The organism is Sphingomonas sp. PAMC 26621 (assembly GCF_000251145.1).
Lineage (GTDB): Bacteria > Pseudomonadota > Alphaproteobacteria > Sphingomonadales > Sphingomonadaceae > Sphingomonas.
In genome coordinates this window covers 136,941-156,064 of record NZ_AIDW01000016.1, presented here as the reverse complement: position 1 = coordinate 156,064, position 19,124 = coordinate 136,941, and the positions used below count along the sequence as shown (strand labels likewise).

General features: G+C 64.5%; 11 protein-coding genes, 2 tRNA genes and 1 pseudogene. 7 read left to right on the top strand and 7 right to left on the bottom strand.

The annotated features are described in order from the left end of the window. Window positions 1–15: 15 nt before the first annotated feature. Together RI03_RS08980 and RI03_RS08975 are read left to right on the top strand one after the other, a co-directional pair. Window positions 16–2,520 (top strand): putative bifunctional diguanylate cyclase/phosphodiesterase, encoded by a 2,505-nt coding sequence (locus tag RI03_RS08980; RefSeq protein WP_010216774.1) that lies wholly within the window; start codon window positions 16–18, stop codon window positions 2,518–2,520. Between the two features lie 324 nt (window positions 2,521–2,844). Next, on the top strand, window positions 2,845–4,587 hold the full coding sequence (locus tag RI03_RS08975; protein WP_010216773.1) for a phage integrase: 1,743 nt from the start codon (window positions 2,845–2,847) through the stop codon (window positions 4,585–4,587). Between the two features lie 560 nt (window positions 4,588–5,147). Here RI03_RS08975 and RI03_RS08970 read toward each other — a convergent pair. Genes RI03_RS08970 through RI03_RS08960 form a run of 3 tightly spaced genes read right to left on the bottom strand, consistent with a single transcriptional unit; the run spans window position 5,148 to window position 10,182 of the window. Further along, window positions 5,148–6,296, bottom strand: coding sequence for a trypsin-like peptidase domain-containing protein (locus RI03_RS08970; protein ID WP_010216770.1), 1,149 nt, complete (start codon window positions 6,294–6,296; stop codon window positions 5,148–5,150). Further along, on the bottom strand, window positions 6,293–9,130 hold the full coding sequence (locus RI03_RS08965; RefSeq protein ID WP_010216769.1) for an ATP-binding protein: 2,838 nt from the start codon (window positions 9,128–9,130) through the stop codon (window positions 6,293–6,295). Before RI03_RS08965 ends, RI03_RS08970 begins: the two co-directional genes overlap by 4 nt. Continuing rightward, window positions 9,127–10,182: a hypothetical protein gene (locus RI03_RS08960; protein ID WP_010216768.1), complete on the bottom strand. Its 1,056-nt coding sequence runs from the start codon at window positions 10,180–10,182 to the stop codon at window positions 9,127–9,129. Before RI03_RS08960 ends, RI03_RS08965 begins: the two co-directional genes overlap by 4 nt. Before the next feature lie 208 nt (window positions 10,183–10,390). Here RI03_RS08960 and RI03_RS08955 point away from each other — a divergent pair, with 208 nt between their 5' ends. From RI03_RS08955 to RI03_RS08940, 4 genes and pseudogenes are all read left to right on the top strand, one after another. Continuing rightward, window positions 10,391–11,179 (top strand): hypothetical protein, encoded by a 789-nt coding sequence (locus tag RI03_RS08955; protein ID WP_010216767.1) that lies wholly within the window; start codon window positions 10,391–10,393, stop codon window positions 11,177–11,179. Between the two features lie 36 nt (window positions 11,180–11,215). Next, a complete protein-coding gene (locus RI03_RS08950) occupies window positions 11,216–14,581 on the top strand; it encodes a CHAT domain-containing protein (protein WP_026046581.1) in 3,366 nt (1,121 codons plus the stop codon). Beyond that, window positions 14,578–15,396: a hypothetical protein gene (locus tag RI03_RS08945; protein ID WP_010216764.1), complete on the top strand. Its 819-nt coding sequence runs from the start codon at window positions 14,578–14,580 to the stop codon at window positions 15,394–15,396. Before RI03_RS08950 ends, RI03_RS08945 begins: the two co-directional genes overlap by 4 nt. 411 nt (window positions 15,397–15,807) lie before the next feature. After that, window positions 15,808–16,441: pseudogene (locus RI03_RS08940) on the top strand (tyrosine-type recombinase/integrase). 309 nt (window positions 16,442–16,750) lie between these two features. Here RI03_RS08940 and RI03_RS22665 read toward each other — a convergent pair. After that, the gene (locus tag RI03_RS22665) at window positions 16,751–16,912 is read right to left on the bottom strand and encodes a hypothetical protein (RefSeq protein ID WP_238542328.1); all 162 of its coding nucleotides are present in this window, start codon (window positions 16,910–16,912) and stop codon (window positions 16,751–16,753) included. A gap of 104 nt (window positions 16,913–17,016) precedes the next feature. Between RI03_RS22665 and RI03_RS24045 the strand changes: the two genes are divergently transcribed. Next, window positions 17,017–17,526 (top strand): hypothetical protein, encoded by a 510-nt coding sequence (locus tag RI03_RS24045; RefSeq protein WP_026046580.1) that lies wholly within the window; start codon window positions 17,017–17,019, stop codon window positions 17,524–17,526. 234 nt (window positions 17,527–17,760) lie between these two features. Here the strand turns inward: RI03_RS24045 and RI03_RS08930 are convergent. The 3 genes from RI03_RS08930 to RI03_RS08920 all read right to left on the bottom strand — a co-directional run bounded on the left by RI03_RS08930 (window position 17,761) and on the right by RI03_RS08920 (window position 19,105). Next, a tRNA-Pro gene (locus RI03_RS08930) sits at window positions 17,761–17,837 on the bottom strand. A gap of 149 nt (window positions 17,838–17,986) precedes the next feature. Next, a tRNA-Ile gene (locus RI03_RS08925) sits at window positions 17,987–18,063 on the bottom strand. A 13-nt stretch (window positions 18,064–18,076) separates the two neighbouring features. Next, window positions 18,077–19,105 (bottom strand): polysaccharide deacetylase family protein, encoded by a 1,029-nt coding sequence (locus RI03_RS08920; protein WP_010216759.1) that lies wholly within the window; start codon window positions 19,103–19,105, stop codon window positions 18,077–18,079. Window positions 19,106–19,124: the final 19 nt, after the last annotated feature.

The window sequence follows — 19,124 nt, the reverse complement described above, 5'->3', positions numbered from 1 at the left end:
CGTATGGAGAGTGAGGTGGCCAGCAACGTTTTACGCATCCTCGCAATCCTGCTCGGGCTATCGTTACCGACCGCGTCGGCAACCGCCGCCGTCCCGCTGCTGCAATCGGCGTGCGCCGCCTATAGCGCGGCTGCGGCCATTCCCGCGCCTCGGGCCGTCATCGCGTTGCGCTTCAGTTGCCCCCCTATTCCCGCGCCGGATCGAACGCGCTGGACGTGGCTGCGGATCGACGGGTCGCAACTGGAGCAGCTGCCCCCGCAATGGCATCTGCTGGTGGACCAGACCCGCTTCCGCCGCGTGATGCTGATGACGGTGCTGACGGACGGATCGGTTCGCCGGTCGATCAGGACCGCCGGCGCGCTAGACGGCATCGGCGCGCCGGGCGGCGTGCTGGACTTCGGCATCGGTGATCGCGGGAGCAAGGTGCGCGCGATTTATCTGGGGTTCGACGGGGTCGACGATCTGTCGCTGATCCGTCGAATGTCCGCGGCAACCGATATCGAAGCGGCGCGATCGCGCGATCGCTGGTTGATTCTGATGGGGCTGTTCGCCGGAACGCTCCTGTCGGCCTTCGCCTATAACGTGTTGATCGACCGCGGCCGTCGCTTCCCCTTCCAGCGCTGGTATCTCGCCTGGATTTCGATCGCGCTGGTCTACGGAATGGCCTGGTCGAACAGCTTCGGGATCGTCTTTCCCAAACTCGTCGGGCCGTGGGTCGTCGGGGTCGACTATATCCTCGTCGGTTTGCTCGTCGGCGCGGGAGGGATGTTCTTCCTGTCGCTGGTAGAGGACCAGCTCCTGCCGCGCTGGTTGCAACGCACCGGGCGAGGCCTTGCCTGGGGTGGTGTCGCGATTGGCGTCCTGGCGGCCACCAACGACGTGCTGTTCCCGCCGCTGCTGCTGGATCGGCTGCTCAACATGGTGGTGATGACGAGCGCGATCATGGCGTTCGTCGGGATCGGCTATGCGATCCGCCGTGGCAGTCGCGTGGTGTGGTTCTACGTCATCGGTTGGGCACCGGTTCTGACGATCTTCGCGCTGCGGGTGATGCGCAACCTCGGCGTATTTCCACAGGGCGACATGCTCGACATCGCCATGTTCGGGGCACTGGCGTTCGAGGCGATCGTCCTCTCGCTTGCCACCTCGGACCGCTTTCGGGCCTTGTGCAACGAGCTGGAACTCGCCCGGCAAAGCCGCGAATGGGGGCTGATCGAAGCCGAGAAGCTGCGGAGCGCGGCGCTCACCGATCCGCTCACGGGGCTGGGGAACCGCGCCGCGTTCCAGCAGGCGCTCCAGACGAGCATCGCGGTCGGACGCGAAGCCCCCTTCACGCTGTTCCTGATCGACGTCGATCACCTGAAGGACGTCAACGACCGGCTCGGCCATGGAGCGGGGGACGAAATGCTGTGCCACATCGCCCGTCGGCTGGCGACCGTCGCGGCGAACGGCGGCGGGGTTGCGGTCCGGCTGGGTGGAGACGAATTCGCGATCATCGCAGCCGACGGCGAAGACCAGTGCGCGCGAATCGAGGCCGACATCGCCCGGATCCAGGGCACGATGTGGCGTCACGCCGAGGAACGCCGCGCCCTTTCGCTCAGCATCGGATCGGCGCGTTGCCCGCGCGACGGGCGCGAACCCGATCTCCTGTATCGTAACGCCGATCTCGCGCTCTATCAGGCAAAGCGGCTCGGGCGGAGCCTGCACCACCGCTACGACGCGATGCTGCGGACGCTGCTGGAAGTCAGCACCGCCTTTGCAAGCGATGCCGATGTCGCGATGCAACGCGACGAATTCCTTTTGTATCTCCAGCCGATCGTCGATCTTCAGGACGATAGCGTGGTCGGATACGAAGGCTTGTTGCGCTGGCAGCATCCCAAGCACGGCCTGCTGATGCCAAGCCAGTTCGCCGATATCCTGGTCGAGGAACGGATCGGCCCGCGCGTGCAGGAGCATGTGCTCGATATCGCGCTGACGCTGCTGCGCGACAATGGTGCCGAGATTCCGTATCTGGCGGTCAACTTCACCTCCGCGCAATTGTCGGGGCCAGTCGCAGCCAAGCGCGTGCTGACCCGGCTCGCGCATTTCGGCGTACCGCCGACCGCATTGTGTATCGAGGTCACCGAAGGGGTCATGCTCGGGCGCGCGGCGGATGGCGTCGTCAACACGCTTCACGCGCTCCACGATGCCGGGGTACGGATCGCGCTCGATGATTTCGGGACGGGCTATGCCTCGCTCAGCCATTTGCGGCAGGTGCCGGTCGACACGATCAAGATCGACCGCTCGTTCATCGCGGCGCTCGAGCGCAAGTCGGATAGCGCCGAGGAGATCGTCCGCGCGATCATCGGCCTGGCCCACGGGCTCGGCAAGGCCGTGGTGGCCGAAGGGGTCGAGAACGAGGCGCAGATGCACATCCTGCTGCAGCTCGGCTGCCGGTATGTGCAGGGCTATCGCTTCGGTCGCCCGGTGCCGTGGCGGGCGATCTCCGCGACGACACGGCACCGGTCGGTCGTGCAGGGGTGAATGCGGCGATACGAGAAAGTTGGTCGGGGAGACAGGAGGCCCGACCGTTAATCCGGTAAGCAACTGACTTTTCCTGCTTTTGAAGTCGAATTCGGTCAAGTGTGCGCATAGCTGTCGCACTTGGCTGTCGCACTTCTGGAGCGACGAATGACAAAGATCCCCTACACCTACCGCCGTAAACACGGCTGCTATCGCTATCGTCGGGCCGTATGTTTGCCAAAATTCGGCAAATTCCACATAACATGTTCGTTAGGGACCAGCATAGCGTCCCTGGCCCGGGTTCGGGCGGCAGCGGTAACTGCAGCCCTTGATAGGGTTGTGGCCATGCTTCATTATCATTCCTTCCAGATCGGCGTGCGCTCCGCAAGCGAGGCCAATCTCCTACTAAAGCAGGTTACCGACTTCACGATCGGAATCGCGACCCAGGGGTATTTCGACCCGGTCGTCTCGCCGGAACTGGTGTCGGCGTCGTGCCTCGTCAACGCCGACCTGCATGATCTCGCCGCGCGGCACGAAGGTTGCGCCATCCTCGACAAAGCCGATGAGATACGCCTGCGGGATCAGGGACGAGATGACGTTCATATGCGTCGCCTTCGCCAATTAATTTCAGCCGAGGGCGATGGCCTACTGCTGAGCGACATGAGTTTGCAGCAGCGGCTAGAGCATCTCGGCATTGCCGGGCGGCCTGGAGCCCTCAAGCAGGACCGACTTCTCATGCATCGCGGGATACGGGATGGTCAGCTGCGCGCGACCCGATTCAATGATCCCGAGGTCGTGGCGAGCGGAGACCCGCTTGGCTATCTCGTCGAGCTTGGCGGCGCCCTGATAGCGCGCGGAGATCAACCGACAACACCGGGAATCGAGGTCGCCGATGCGGAAGTGGCTTCCAGCGCTGTGAGCGCCTCGCCGATGCTGGGAACACTCATCGACGGAATCGTCAATGATCTCATCGCCAAGGACGCTTGGTCAGAAGGCGTCGGCGAAGATGGTCGACGACTGGTCAAGCAATTCGTGTGGATGGTGGGTGACATGCCGTGCCTAGATTATCGCCAGATGCATGTTTCTGAGTTCGTGCGCGAGCTGTGGCAGATACCCAAGACGGTTCGTGTCCAGTCAGTATGGGATCGACCATACTCCAGTGTGAGGAAAAGCCTGGGCTTGGTCACGGCTCACAACCGGCGTAGCAAAAAGACTCTCAACAAAGATCTGGCTTACCTCGCCTCTTTCACGAACCAGATGGTAGCAGCAGGATATTGGCCGGAAGATTTCATTAGGCCGCTGAAGCTGACGGCGACAGTGACGGTTCAGGAGAAAGACAGCGGCCGATTGCCCTGGCGGCCGGTGCATCTCGAAACGATGTTCAACGCGCCGATCTATCGCGGGAACCGGGGCAGCAAGCGTCGTCTTGCCTGCGGCGAAGACGTCTACCATGACAGCGCCTACTGGCTGCCGCTGTTGGCCTGCTACCAGCTCGGCCGACGTGACGAGCATGCCGGGCATCTCGTCAGCGATTTCGTCTTTGATATCGGCACACCGCATATGTTGATTGAAGAAAACCTTAACCGCACCCTTAAGTCGGCGAACTCCGAACGCGTCCTGCCATTACATCCGCGGCTCCTCGAATTAGGCTTCCAGGAATTTGTAGAAGCTGCACGGGCGGCCGGCGAGATAAGCCTTTTCCCTGAACTCTGGCTCAACGCCGGAAAAAAGGGCGGCGATCAATATTATTCCGTTTCCTGGCGGAAGCTGATGGGCTGGCTCGAACAGCAGAGCGGGATCGCGATCCCCGCCACGCCCTCTGGTAAGAAAGCCGACTTTCATTCGATCCGCGCGACCGGATTGAGTCAATTGGATCGCAACGACATTAATCAGTACATCGTATGTGATCTCGCTGGCCATGGACGTGAAGGCACGACGGCGCGTAGCTACCAGAAGCTGTTACAGTCCGGCGGTTTGGAGGACGTGTTGCAAGAGCGCCTAAAGGTTTTGCAACGCCTCCCAGACTATGCCGCGACCGTTTCGCGACAACCGCTGAAGATTCTGCCGATCCCTCTGCGAGCAAGGTAGTCGGGATGCAGCACAGTGCCGTTCCCAATGATTGGCGCGCGCAGCCGAGCTGCGCCGCGTTCCATGCCACCGCCCCGTCCACCGACGGGGCGGAGTGGTCGAAGGTGTCGATCATTCACTCGCCCTTCTGCCGTATTCATGCACGGTATCGACGTCAGTAACGACCCGCATTGGGACATTTCAGCCGTTCGCATGACGCAGGCCGGAGGTCACCTCTTGTCGGAAGCTGACGTTCGGCGTTTGGCCCACCGGTGTCGCGTTGCGACAGAAGCTGGGCCGTTTACCGACAGGCAGTAATCAGCCGTAGAGGCTTGGATAGCGGACGTTCGCATAGGTAAGCGTCGGGTGACCCAAGACCCAAAGCGGATTGTTAACGGCAGTCGCGCAGCTGACAGGTGAGCAGGACAAAGCGGCCGCAGATCGATCCGATTGCGTGCGGCAGGCGGAGGCGACTTCGGCTTTGCCGACAGCACCTCCGACCGACGATTGACCTGACGGAACTCGACTTCAGCCAGCCATGCCCGGGCCCCGCGGCGAAGCTGAAGAGTTGAATTAGTCGGTCATTGCAGCTCAGGAGCAATTAGCGCTAGCAACCGGGCTATCTCGTTCACGTCACCTGCGCCTTCTCTTCCTGCCCATCGATCGGACAGATCCTGCACGATCGCCGAGATTCGCGTGCCGACGTTCATGTAGACTGCGTCGCGTCCATTGAATTGAACGTGGGGTGCGAAGGAATGGCCGCGATGGAGAGCTACAACTCGCCATGCATCGTCGAACACAGGCGCGCCCGATGATCCGCCCTTGGTGTCCGTGAAATAGCGCAGGTCGGTTTCGCTCGCGCTCGCCATCAGGTTGTTGCGGATGGCAAATTGCTTCGGATCACCGTCGGGATGCTGGATGATGTTGAGCGCCGGCGCGCCGTGGTTGGGCGCGGCCTCCGGTAAACCAGCGGAGATCGGCAGGGGCGCGCGCGTCGTATCCGCAATGCTGATGAGAGCATAGTCCAGCGCGGGATCGCTGGCGAGCAGCTCCAGCGCGGCGACGAAGGACGGCTGAACCTCGCTCTCGTCGTGATCGAACAGCACCCGCATCCCGCGCACCTGCCGAACGAGCTCGTCGGCGCTCGCCGCCGCCTGCCCCTTCAGGCGGGCGTTGATCACGTGATGATTCGTCAGCAGCAAGCCGGGCCCGATTAGCCAGCCGGTGCCCAAATGCAGCTTCGTCGTCACAGAGGTGCCGCCGTGGACCGGTGTCACCTCCAACTTGCAGACGCTCGCCGCTGCGGCGAGCCCCTCGCGCATAAACGACAACGGCAGCATGTCGTTCTGGTGAACGATAGCTTCCTTGATCTCGTTCGCGGTCGGCGGCCCGACTGCTGGCGCCCCCGACGCGCGTTCGGCGACGGCATCAAGCAGCTCGCGTATGCGCGAAAGCTTGGTGGGATCGTCCGCTCCGAACACGACCAGCAACGTCTTAAGGAAGGCGGCAAGCGGCACGGTGCCGTCCGCAAGCCGGTCCGTTTCCACAAACTTCGTCAGGTCCGCCATAAGCTGGGCCGCAGGGACGGGCGCCTTTTGCAATATTGCTTTGAAGGGGCTCGGCAGTCCGCCGATCAGCGCTCCGCGGTACGTGTCGTAATCGCCGCCGGTAAGGTCCCTAACAATCGCAAACAGCTCTAGCTTCTGTTCGTTGGTAAGATACTCATTCACGCGACCGACTCGGACGCGCTGTCCGTCTCCCAGCGTTCGCGCCGGCCTTCGAGGCCGGCGAGCGCCGCCGCGGCGAGAGTGGTACCCTCGGTGATGCACAGGCGGTGCGCGGCGACCGCAGCCCGCACATCGCCGTCAGTTTTCTGCAACGCGCCTACGACTAGCTCGATTAGATGGGCCACGCGGGACTCGAGATGCCGGTCGGCCAGCAGCGCGTGCGCCTTACCGAGATCCGGATCGGCAGCGCCCTCCAGCACCTCCAGCAGCTCGACGCGGAGCGTCGAAAGAATGTCGCTGGGCCGGGACGCGATACGGTAGGCGAGATCGTAGGCCAGCAACTTCGCGAAACGCGTCCACAGGCTCCACGGCGCCGGCCCCACGCGAGCCAGCGCGAGACGAACCAGGGTAGCCTCGTTGAACGCGGCGTTAAGATCAAGCGTCGCCAGCGCCTGGCCCAGCCGCTCGCGCGCGGCCTCGGCCTGTTCGGGCTCAGCAACGGAGACCAGTTCGGCCAATGCTTGAACTTCGGTGATTGGGGAGAGGCGGGCAGCAACCGGCACCAGCCGACGGAGCATTTCCGCTGCTGCAGGGCCCGAACCCGAGGCCTGCGCGCCGAACCACAGGAGCTCGGCATGCCGAGTGCGGTCACCCAGCGCGGGAAAGAGGGCGAGCTGCTCGGTCGCGTAGCGTGCCGCTTCTTTATGCCGATTGAGCCCGATGAGAATGCGCACGCGCAGCGGAGCGAGACCGCTACCCGGCGCGATCTGCCGGTCGAGCATAGCTAGGGCCTCATCGAACGCGTCGGACCGGATCGCCGCAAGCACTTCGCGCCCGAGCAGCCGTTCTTCCTCCTCCGCATTTGCCGCTTGCCGGTCGTTGCCGTCGAGCTTGACGCGGGTGAACGCCGCGAGCGCGATCCGTCCGGCCTGTGGCAGTTCGTCGAGCGTGCCGGCCAGCGTGCTCGCCAAACGGCTGCTCAGGCTCAACTCATGGGCTGCCCACTCGGGGTGCGGCAGCATCAGCCGGTGGTACAGAGCCTCGACCCGGTCGCTCTCACTTTGCTCCTCGCTCCAGCGATAGTAACTGTAGGCGGCCTCGTGCAGACTGCGCACCTCATCCGGCGCGTCAGCCTCGATGAGCGCGAGCATTGGCCGGCGAACCTCCTCGCGGTAGACCAGCGCGCCGTCGGGTGCCCGTGACACCAAACTGTGCTCGCGGGCCAAGCCATCGAGCAGCGCCTGCGCCGCCTCCGGCGTATGGACGGGAACGTCGCAGACGGGCGCGAGCACCTCGGTTATTATGTCGGCGGTAACCCGCCGTAAAACCATCCCGGGATGCGCAAGCCGCCGGACGATCGGATCGTGGATGTGATTAAGGATGCGCCGGTAAAGATATCCGCGGATAACCTCCTGCCCGGCGCTGGCGATCGCCTCTCCCGGTAGCGCGTCGCCGACGGCCTTATCGCGGAGCGCGCGGACGCATAGCTTGAGCGTGAGCGGATTGGTGCCGAGTTGGGCGGTTACGCGGGCGGCGGCGTCGGGCGACAGCCCCTCGCGCTTAAGGAACGCCAAAGCGTCGGCTTGGTCCAAATCGCCCAGGCTGAGCGCGTCGGCGCCCAGCCGGTGAAACTGCGCCCCGTCCGGCTCCGCGCGCCCAACCATGAGCAGGCGCAGCGTCGGCACCCGCTCCCCCAGATCGGCAAGGAAATTGTACAGGAGCCACAAGTCGGAGTCCGGGTGGTAGCTCGCCTCCTCGAATGTATCGAGCACAAACAGGAACGATGCCGTCGGGCCGTCGCCCGCTAGTGACGCGAGGCGGTTCAGCGTCTCGGCAAACGCCGCGCCTAATTCGTCGTCGAGTTGCCGGAGCTGCCCGATCCTGCCGCGCTGGCTCGTGGCAACGATCGCGCGGTCATTAAGCCGGCGGCGCGCCCGCGTGTGGCCGGACATTCGGTCGCGCAGCTCGGCGACCGCCTGCCGGGCCTCGTCGGCGGCCTGATCTGTGTGCAGGCTCGCCACCTGTGCCTCGAGCTGGAGCAGCGCCGCACCGATCAGCGTTTGCGGCTCGGCCGGATTGATCGCCGGATCGTCGAACGTTACATACAGGAAGGGCAGCGCCGCCGCCTCCGGTTCGTCGAAGAAGTCGAGGACCACGCGGGCGACTAAGGCCGACTTGCCGACGCCGCCTGGCCCCTTCAGGAACAGCGAACGCGCTCCTTTGCCGCGACGGCCGGCCGACGCCCTCTCCTCCAAGAGGAAAGATCTTAGTCGCGCGAGCTCCTTGCGCCGCCCCACGAAGCGGTTCGCGAGGCCTTCGAAATCTGCGACGAGCCCGCGGCGACGCCAAGCCGCGCCGATGCGCCCGGCGTCCGGAAAGCCGGGCAGGTCGGCGAGGCCCCATTCGCCAATCGTGCGCAGCGCATCGAGTTCGGCCGCGCTCAGCTTCTCCAAGACCAGCGGGCGGCCATCTAGCCAGCGGTCGAGCATCTGTTGTACCACCGTGTCCGCGGGCGGGTTGTTGAGGCGGCGGGCTCGCCGCAGCGAGTCGCGCGTCGCCATCCGGCGGATCGCCGTCCGCCGCGCTGACGTTGAGAGCGTCCACAACCGCTCTGTTGACCATCCGACGGCCGGACTGGCGAATGCTACGACATGGTTGGCGCCGGTACCCGCGGCCATGCCGGCGTTCAGCTCGTTGGGGCGGAACAAGTGCAGCATGGCGGCGGCATCGAGAAAGGCGTCCCGCGTTGCCAGCGATTCGGCGGTCGGCGCTAGCTCTGCGTCGTCGTCCGCATGGAACGTAGCGAGCAGCTCCTCGGTCGAGAGTGCAGGGTTCACGCCGTAAGCTCCACCAGCTTGCGAATCACGCCGGCGCTGCGCCGACCGATTTCGCGCATATCCTCGTGGGGTTCTGACAGACCGTTGAGGATACCCTGCGCGAGATCCGACGAGTCGGGTCGCCCGAGGTTTCGGAACAGCCGATCGAGGTCGTCATGCACCTCGGCGGTGGAAAGGCCCTGGATCGCGATCTCCTGGCTGTACAGCTCCAGGTCGGGCAGCGCGTCGATCGGTATGTCGATGAGGATCAAGCGGTGATGTCGCCGTCCCGCGCCCGTAGTCAGGTTAGTTGCCAGCTGGTGGATGAACGTCGCAACGGGGAGCGATAGTGGCTGCCGGCCCCCCACGTCGAGCACGATGATCCAGGTGCGCGGCGCGGCGTCGGTGCGCTCCAGGAGCTCGGCGGTCACCTCATTGGCCAGTTCGCGGGGCCAGCGCTTCTGGTTGGTGGCGTCGGGCGGCGGCAGCGCGCTCGGCTTGCCGCCGAGCTTGGCCATCATGTCGCGCGCGATCTCGAGCACGCCCGGCGGATCGGTGTCATCCGCAGCCTTGACGATGCAGTGTTCCAACTGGTCGTGGCGGGTCGCCAGATGGTCGATGAAATGCGAGGTGAAAGACTTGCCCGACCAACGCGGCCCGTTCACGAGGAGGAGCGGGATGTCGTGGTCAGCCACCAGTCGCCGCATCGCGAGTCGGAGCGGCTTGCGGTCGATGAACGGCACGAACTGGCGGATCACCAGCGCGTCGTAGGGGTCCGGCATACCGGGCGGCGGCGCGCGAAGCGCCGCCGCGATCGGCGCCAGGATATGGGCCTTTTCCGAGAGTGGCGCGAGCTGAGCCACGAATTGCGACAAGGACGAGGGATTGCGGCTGAAGCCGTCCTCCTCGCAGATCCTGATCGCCGATCGGAGCATGACGGCGAACGGCTTCCCCGGGGTGAAGTGCCGCCGCAGTATCTGCGGCATCGCATCAATTAGTGTAGGTTCGCCGGCATTCTGCGCGACCGGCAAGAGATATTCGAAAAGCTCTTCTCGTCCCGTGTCGTCCAACATGGCGCGGCTACTTCCTGAGAGTCGTTCTACCGTAATCCTCATTGAAGCCGCCCGCCAGAAGCCGCGCAAGGATATTCGTGCGGGTTCCACCCTGCCCTACCGTCCGAAGTCGGACAGGCTTTTTGTCATCCTTGTTGCAACACTCTCAGTTTAGCGTACCCTGCATCGTCGTAACATCATCCGTCTAACCGTATTCAGGGCGAGGATCATGGACGCTACCAAGTATGTTGAGACAATCGAACTCGCCGACTTTGGCGCAGAGGCCCCGCGCCGCCGAAGCCCAGCGGGCGATGCGGCCACGCCCACGGTGCCGGGCACGGTGGCGGCGCACCCGCTGCCAGCCACGCTGTCAGCTGCGGTCAACACCAGTAGCATACTCTCCTTCGTCGACGGCGTGCCTCCTGAGCAGCAGGCGGACGTGATCTATTCGGTACAGTTCGCCATTCGCGCCGCCTCCGCGAAGTTTGACCGCTTCGCCAAGCCGCGCGACTGGTACAACCTGTTCGCGCAGGTACTGGAGACCGTCGGCTGGACCGCCGAACAATTCGCCTTTGCCCAATCGGACCAGTCGCAGGGCGAGTTCCGGATGGATCAGGCGGCCCTAGCCGTGATCACATCAATCGCCACTGGGAACCAGTTGGCCGTGCTCAAGTCCTCGATCGATGCGCTCGGCAAGCTGGCTGACGGGAGCGGGGCGATCACTATTTTTGATTATCACAGCTCCACCGACCTTGCCGGCAACTTTCAACTAGGTTCCGTGGAGCTTGGCCAGAACGGCACTTTGTCGATGGCGTTCGGTGGATTCTACTTCAAGACAAACGACCATCGGAAGAACTTCCTCTTCTTTCATTGGGGAAAGCAGGAGGTGGACTTCTGGACTGCGGCCGAGAAGATGAGCTTCAACGTGGCGCTGTACGGCACGGTGCGGGACAAGGTGAAGGCGCGTCTGGGGGCGGCCGCGACCAGCTATGTCGACGAGATCCCCCTTACATCGTGAGCGCCTGAAGGAGCCCTTCTGGGAACAGGGGACCGTATGCCGAGCCTGATTGGCGAGATTTGGGTCGACACCAGCCGTCTGTCGGTGGAGGTCCGGCCAATGCCGGGGCCGGGGCGGGAGCGGCGGAGCGTTGCAGGCCACGATGGAAGCATGCTCGGCGACGACCTGATCGACGTGCTGCGCGACGCGGACTTCGATCTTGTGTCGGACCTCGACCTCCGCAGGATCGATCCGACGTCAAGGCGCGGAGCCGGGGCGGCGGGATCGGACATCGCCCTTCCCGTGGCGGCCAGCGAGAGCGCCGTGCTGCTGATCGAGACGACGAACGGCGCCCTGCGCTGGCTGCGCCCGCTGGCACGCGAGACAGCGCCCCTCGACCGGCGTGACGCGGTCGGCCCGCGACAGGACACGCTTCATTTCTCGCTGGACGGCGGCGGCGCGGCCGACGCGGCATCCGCCCGGCGTGGGGTGCTCGATCAGCTGGCAGGGAAGGTAATCGATCCAGTACGCACCTTGGTGCTGCGCTTCGTGGTCAGCCGGACGATCGACGCGGCGGTCGCGCGAATCGAGGGCGGCAATCCGACGGGGCCGGTGGCGATTGGCGGCAGCAATCCCGCGGCGTGGATCCCGCGCAACGGTGTCGCGCAACCGGTTGCGTGGCGAAGCGGGCGCGTCCTGCTGATGGTCCATGGCACCTTCTCATCCACCGCCGGCAGCTTTGCCGGGCTGGCCGCGCACGACGAGGGCAAGAGGTTCCTGGATGCCGCGCAGGCACGCTACGATCTCGTCCTCGGTTTCGATCACCGCACACTTGCAGAGGATCCAGTTACAAACGCCGAGGCCATCCTGGCGACATTGACGGCGCTGCATCCGCCAGCCGGCACCGTGATCGATGCAGTCGCCTACAGCCGCGGCGGCCTTGTCTTCCGCGCGCTTGCCGAGCAGCTGCTCCCCACAAGCGGGCTTGATGTCGCCGTCGGGACTGTGGTTCTCGTCGGCTGCACAAATGGCGGCACACACCTTGCTGAGCCGCTGAACTGGGCGGCGCTGGTCGACAGCTACACCAACCTCCTAGTCGCCGCCGAACGCGACGCGACCGCGCTGGCGGGGGCGCCGCAGCTCAGCCCGTTCGTAACGCTGTCGATCCGCACTCTTGGCAGGTTCGTGCAGATGTTCTCCGAGGTCGCGATCAGCGACCGGCGCGTGCCGGGCCTCGCCGCGATGGAGCCCGGCAGCCCGCTCGTGACGGCACTCAACGAGACGGAGGCGGCGCTCGGATCGGCGGCCTACCACGCCATCACCTCGAGCTATGAGGCCGATGGCGGTGTGCTGCCTGGCGCAGTCGGGAGCTTTGTGCTGGATCGGGTGACCGACGCGCTCTTCAACGATCCCAACGACTGCGTGGTCGACACCGGGTCAATGACAATGCTCGGCCGGCAGACTGCCCGCCTGGGAGAGTGCTTCGCGTTCGGCGATACTGCCGAGGTGATGCATACCAGCTATTTCCGTTCGACGCGCGTCGCGGAAGAGCTGAGCGGGCGCCTGGGCCTAAAAGGAGGAGGCGTGCGGCGCGGTCCGACGATGCTGGAGCCTCTCCCGGAGCGGTTTGAGCCCAGGGCGATCGCGCCCGTTGAAATCGAGATGGAGTCGCTGGAGATCGAGGCTGGCGGCTTTGCGCCAATTGCGGGACCACCGCCCGACTCGGCGCCCGCGCCCTCTTCGAGCGGCCCCCTAACGAGCTTTCCTCCTCCGCAGCCGCCGAGGCCCGTCGCCGCCGCGCCGGACGTGCCGGCTCCATCCCCACCGCCGTCTTCAGTCGAGCGATTTATCGCGGCGGAGATGATGCCGTTCCCCGACATTGATCGAGATGCCCGTATCTACATCACTCTCTCTGGCACGCGCATCGACGTAACGGTGGGGGCGACCGCCGCGGCGTCGGCGGAAGGCGTTACGTTGCTGTCCGGCATGCCGGCGCAGGTGGTGCTGATCCCTGTGCGCAACATCGCGCTGCCAGGCAACGTCATCGCCACCGAAGGCGCGAACTCCGGCCTAGCGTACCGCGAGGTCGATCCTCGGATCGAACAGACTGTTAGCTTCACCGCCCGCGGGATCGCAGTCGGTCCTGCGGAGCTGACGGTGCAGCTACGGCAAAACGGTCACATCTTCGCGTCCTTCAGCCTCGCGCCAACCTTCGTCTCGGCCAACGCGCAGGCCCTCGTCGCCGGCCAGACGCTCGTCGCGGCGGCTGCGCCCCCGACTGGGGACGAAGCTGACGAAGAACGAAGATCGATGGTGCTTCGAATCTACGAAACGGTGCAGCCGAATGGCGCGCTGGCGCTTCGTTTCGAGCTGGTTTGCGACGCGCTCAACATCGGTGTTGTGGACACTCGCATGCTCGACCCCCGGTTCGATCTCAGCGCCTATGTCGCATCCGTGCTCGGCGAGGTTGAGGGCGCCTGGAACCTCTCTCGCGTGGCGGGTCAGTACGAGGCGGCGCTGGACCGCTTCGTCGCCAGCGCCAGAATACGGACAGAGGCTATGATGCCAGACTCGATCCGCCGGTCGCTGTGGGAGCATCGAGACGAAATCGTCGCCATCCAAGTAATTGGCGACGTTCCGCTGATCCCGTGGGAACTGATGGCGTTGGTGCCGCCGCCGGGTATTCAGCCTCCTGCGGATCCCTCCCGACGGTTCCTAAGCGACTTTGGACTCGTACGCTGGCTGCCAGGTGTGCCGCAGCCGGGACGCGCGATCCGACTGAACGGAGCGCGCAGTCGCTATATCATTCCGCGCTACGTGCGCGCCGGCAGCAATCTGCCCGGCGCGCAGGAGGAGCAGGCCATGCTGGAGGCGGCGCTGCCCGGCATCCAGCCGATCAAGGCGAGCAGCATCGAGGTGGCCAATGTCCTCCGATCGGAGGCGAGCGACATCGACGTGCTGCATTTCGCCTGCCACGGGCTGGCGGAACAGAAGGCGGTGCTCAGCTCATATCTGCTGATGGCAGGCTTTTCCGGTCCACCGCCCGCCGACGATCCGCTGACGGTGGACCAGGTGAAGGCCTCTGCCTGCTTCGGGAGCGGGGAAAGGCGACCCCTCGTTTTCCTCAACGCGTGCCAGACTGGGCGGGAGGGCGAGGGCATTGCGGGCGTCGCTGGCTTTGCCGACGCCTTCATTCGGCCGTTGAGCGGATGCGGCGCCGCTGCCTTCGTGGGCGCGCTCTGGTCCGTCACGGACTCACTCGCCCAGGACTTCGCGAAGGCCTTCTACGAAAGGCTCAACCAGGGGGATCGGCTGGTCGACGCGGTCAAGTCGGCGCGTGCGGCAGCACGCACGGGTGACGATTTCACTTGGCTTGCCTACGCCGTCTACGGCAACCCATTTGCGCGAGGGGTCGCCGCATGAGCATCGCCGACGCTGTCCACACCATGGTATCGCCCGTTGCCAGCGCGGACGAAAGCGACGCAGATCTGGTTCGCGTGCAGCTAGCGCTGTTCCCACAGGCCCTGATAATTGAGCTGCACGATAGCGGCATCCGGGTCCTAGCGTGCCGGGAGGCCGTCACCGATTACCGGCCCGACCTCCTCATGAAGACACCGCGCGGTTGGCCGCCTGGGGTTAACTGGGGTGCCGTGCCCGGCTGCTACCTGCCCGACGAGCACAATGTCGCGATCGCCACGGTCGTTTGGAGCGGCGTCCGGCAGGTGCCGCCGACGGGCGTGAAGCACGGTTCCTTCAACCTCGTACTGCACGAGACGATGCACGCGGACGACTATTTGGCCAACCGACTGCGCAGCCACAATCCCCACTTTCTCTCCGCGCGCACCAGCGACTTGGCGGCGCTCACCGACTATCAGCGCCAGGACGGCGCTGCGGGCATGGAGGAAAGTTACGCGGAGACCGCAGCGCGCCACTTTGGCGCGGATCCCCACTTCGCCGCCCAGTGCCCTGATCTGTGCCGGTTCTGGAACTCGATCGCGCTGCCGGTGGAGCCCGGTCCGGCCACCCGACTGGCCGACCATGACGCGGACTATATCGGGACGGCGGAGCTGCTAGACGATGGCACCATCGAACTCGATCTGCGCGCCGACGACGACGAGGTTGCTATTGGCGCTCACGCCTTGTTCCGCGTCGCGCCCGGCAGCCGAACCTATGAACAAATTAGGGGACGCCAGCGTCGAGGTTGGAGCAGCGGCACGGTGCTGCTAAAGCCGTTCTAGATTGGTTGGAGCTCGATAGCTCCTTTAACGAACGTAAAAAACCTTTGGGCGCCGGCGATGTAGCTTGTGGCGAAATTTGAGGGCGCCCCCCGCCGTGCACGCCAGATGAATGGACGGCGGGAAACGCGAATGGGGCGCCTTAAAGCGGCCATTCCGCTTTAAAACAATCGTGTCGATCCGCGCTGAGTGAACGGAGGTCCGCTTCAGCTTCGAAACTCCTCAACGTTTCGATTTGGGCGCGTTTCTGCCAGACGGCGTCGCGCTATGCGAATGGCTGGTTATCGCAGAAGCTGCCGTTTAAAGCCCGATCAGCGAACGACGCATTCTGGTCGGCAGCTGCCTCGGGGCATTCCTGCTTATCAAGCGCCAAAGCGTTCTTCGGACGGCCACTCTGGCCATCGGAGAATGATCATGGAGATGCCTGAAACCGAACCCACTGCGACCAAGCGCCAAGTCTGGAACGCCGGACGGACCGTCGGCGCGAAGCGCGCGCTGAAACCGAAGCAAATATGGGAGATCCGATCTTACCTCAATCAGCGCCGCCGCTTGCGAGATCGGGCGCTGTTCGACCTTGCGATCGATAGCAAACTCCGGGGCTGCGACTTGGTGCAGATGAAGATCCGCGACCTTGTCAGCGGCGGACAGATCCGAACACGCGCAATCGTAATGCAGCAGAAAAACAGGTCGGGCGGTTCAGTTCGAACTTCTCCCCGATGCTCGGGCTAGCCTGCTGGCCTGGCTCGATCGGCGGGGCGGCACGGTCGACGACTATGTCTTTCCCAGCCGGGTTGACCAAAGCGGGCACCTCAGCACCCGCCAGTACGCCCGACTCGTCGATGAATGGGTGACAGGGGTCGGTCTGATGCGGAGCGAGTATGGCACGCACTCACTTCGGCGGACGAAAGCATCGATTATCTACAGGGCGACCCGCAACCTTCGTGCCGTTCAGATCCTTCCCGGTCATAGCAAAATCGAGAATACGGTCCGCTATCTCGGGATTGACGTGGAGGACGCGCTTGCCCTCGCCGAGAATACCGAGATCTGACCAATCGGCTCCTCGCCTCCGGCGAGGGGCCAACTTCACGGCGCTTGGGACAAACCCGTCATTTACGCCCGGTCCCCCAAATGTCGGCTTCCGACACGAGCCGACATTTCACGCGTTCGGCCACCATGGCTCGTTGAACGAGCAAGGCTGGCCGTTAAACGACCGACCGGTCTCAGGACCGCACGCAAGGAAGCGGACCTTCGCTCCCATGCCCAAATATAGATGAGCCGCTCCATCATTGGCGCCACATGAACCCAAATCAGATCGCCGAGTTACGACTGTCGACTTGAGGAAGATGCTCGGCCTCAGCTAAAGCGTGATCCGGTTCCCCTCGAGATGACGGAAGGCGCGTTCGCGGCAGGTGAAGAGGATGACCTGCATCCGCCCGGAGGCCTCACCGAGAAGCGTCGTCATGGCATCGAGCCGGGCGTCGTCCGAATAGACGAGCGGATCGTCGAGGATGAGCGACACAGGGGCGCCACGATCCTTCAGCAGATCGGCAAAGGCCAACCGAGTGAGGACTGCGAGCTGCTCCTGCGTGCCCCGGCTATCTCCGTGACGCGAATACAGCGGCGATGAAACTCTATGTCGCTGCCGGGACCGCCAACACCGCGGCACGAAAGTTTGAGAGTCTCGGTCAAGAAGTGAGCGAAAGAGTCACGCGATCGCTTCTCGCGGTCGAACATGCCGAGCGCGGTATGCGGGATCAGGCATCAGAGAATCGGGCTGCCTATCGGGCCATCCGCGAACACCTATCGTGGACGCGGCCAACCCTCCTCATAGTATTGGCGCTGGGTCTTGCCGCCAGCATCATGGTCAACGGCTTCCTTGCGAGGCAGGCGTTCGCCATCCGTCCGAGCAGTTCCTTATGGACGCTTTTATCCGACGCGGAGCGCCGGGAATTGCCCGATTTCGTGGCATCGGGTGCATTGTCCGACGTAATGGACTGCCGGGTAGCGGATTTCCGAATTGAACAGGGTCGATGCATTCCGAACGTCGGGCATGGTGAGCACGGAAGTGGAGGATGGGCGCTCCCGGACGAGGTTGTACGGCGCAGGACGCAACGCTGGAGTTCGGAACGATGAAGGGTTCGCGGCCCCTGCCCCTCGATGCAGTTTAAGGAACGGCCGGGGACGATTTGTCGCAGTCCACCGCCGAGCCCGTGATGATGGCCGTCTCCGACTCTGGCGTACCCGGGGCGCCACTCAGAAGCCGACGACAACCGTGTCACTCTTGACTGTCGCACATAGGGGTAGCAGTTTGCTCCGGCCATGTGGCGAAACCCGCAGGAAAGTGCGGTTTCTTGCCGGAGTAAAAAGTGGTCGGGGAGACAGGATTCGAACCTGCGACATCCTGCTCCCAAAGCAGGCGCGCTACCGGACTGCGCCACTCCCCGATCCCGTCGTGCGCAGGCAATCAAAGCCACTTGCGCCATCGGCCGGTCGGCAACGCCGCAGCGCCGCCTGTCGGGCGGCTTTGCCGTGGTGCGGCGGGGATGGCAAGTGAATTAGCGGGTTTTCTGCGCGTCATGTGCGCGAGAATCGATGGTGGGCCCGGCAGGACTTGAACCCGCAACCTAGCCGTTATGAGCGGCCAGCTCTAACCAGTTGAGCTACAGGCCCCCCGAAAGGCTCGTTAGCGCCGTGCCACGGTCGCTGGCAAGCCCGCCGCGGCAATCACCGTGTCGAGCGACGCCGCCGCGACGCCGCGCCGCGCGAGATCGGCGAGGACGACCGTCCACCAGCGATAAAACGCGGCAAGGTCTGCGGCATCGCGAACGTAGGGCGTGTGCCCCGGGACCAGCGAGGGCGAGTGGAACGCAAAGGTCAGCAGCCGCAGCCCCTCCCCCAGGGCGACCGCGATCGCTTCGAGCGCGGCGTCCAGCGTCATGTCCTCGGGCGTCAGCGCGATTCGGCCGAGCAAGCGGGTGCGGGACAAGAGCCCCCGCCCGCGCGGGATCCTCGCCGCCGCGCGGTACAGCGGCTCGCCACCGCGACGCAGCAGGCCGGTATGGACGGTCGTTAGCGGAACTTCGACCAGCGCGTGATCGGGTCCGGTGCGGAAGGCCGTATTGCCGATCGCGCCGAAATCGGGGCCGCCGTCTGCAGCGTAACAGTATCGCGCGCGCATCGAGCTATCGATTCGATAGCCGCGCGTGGCGAGCAGCCGCAGCGTATTGGGGCCGATCCCGTAGCGGCCGGCACGATAGGCCAGCGGTTGCGTGCCGAAGGCCCGCGAGATCGCGCTGGTCAGCCGGTCCAGCTTCGCGGCCTCGAGCGACTCTGGAAGATTGCCTGCATAGCTGTTGGCAGGGTTCACGACCTCGTCGAACGGCGGATTGACCCACGGATGGAGTTGCGTGCCGACCGCAGACCGACCATCGGCAAGAACCTGCTGGATACTGGCGATCGCCCCCGGGTCGGTCGCGACCGGGTAATCGACCATCAACGTCAACGGCACGCCATGCTCGGCAAACCGGCGGTGCGCTTCGGGCAATGCGGCGATCGCCGACACGCCATGCCCGTCGCGCCGGAGCGGTGCGCGCCAGTCGAACTCTTCCTCGGTGTCGACGAAGACGACGAAACGCGTTCCGAAACGTTCCGGCCAGACGACGGCGTCGGCGGGAGCAGGCGCAGCGGGGCGATAGACCGGTCGCGGCGTCACGCCGGGGATGGCATCGGTC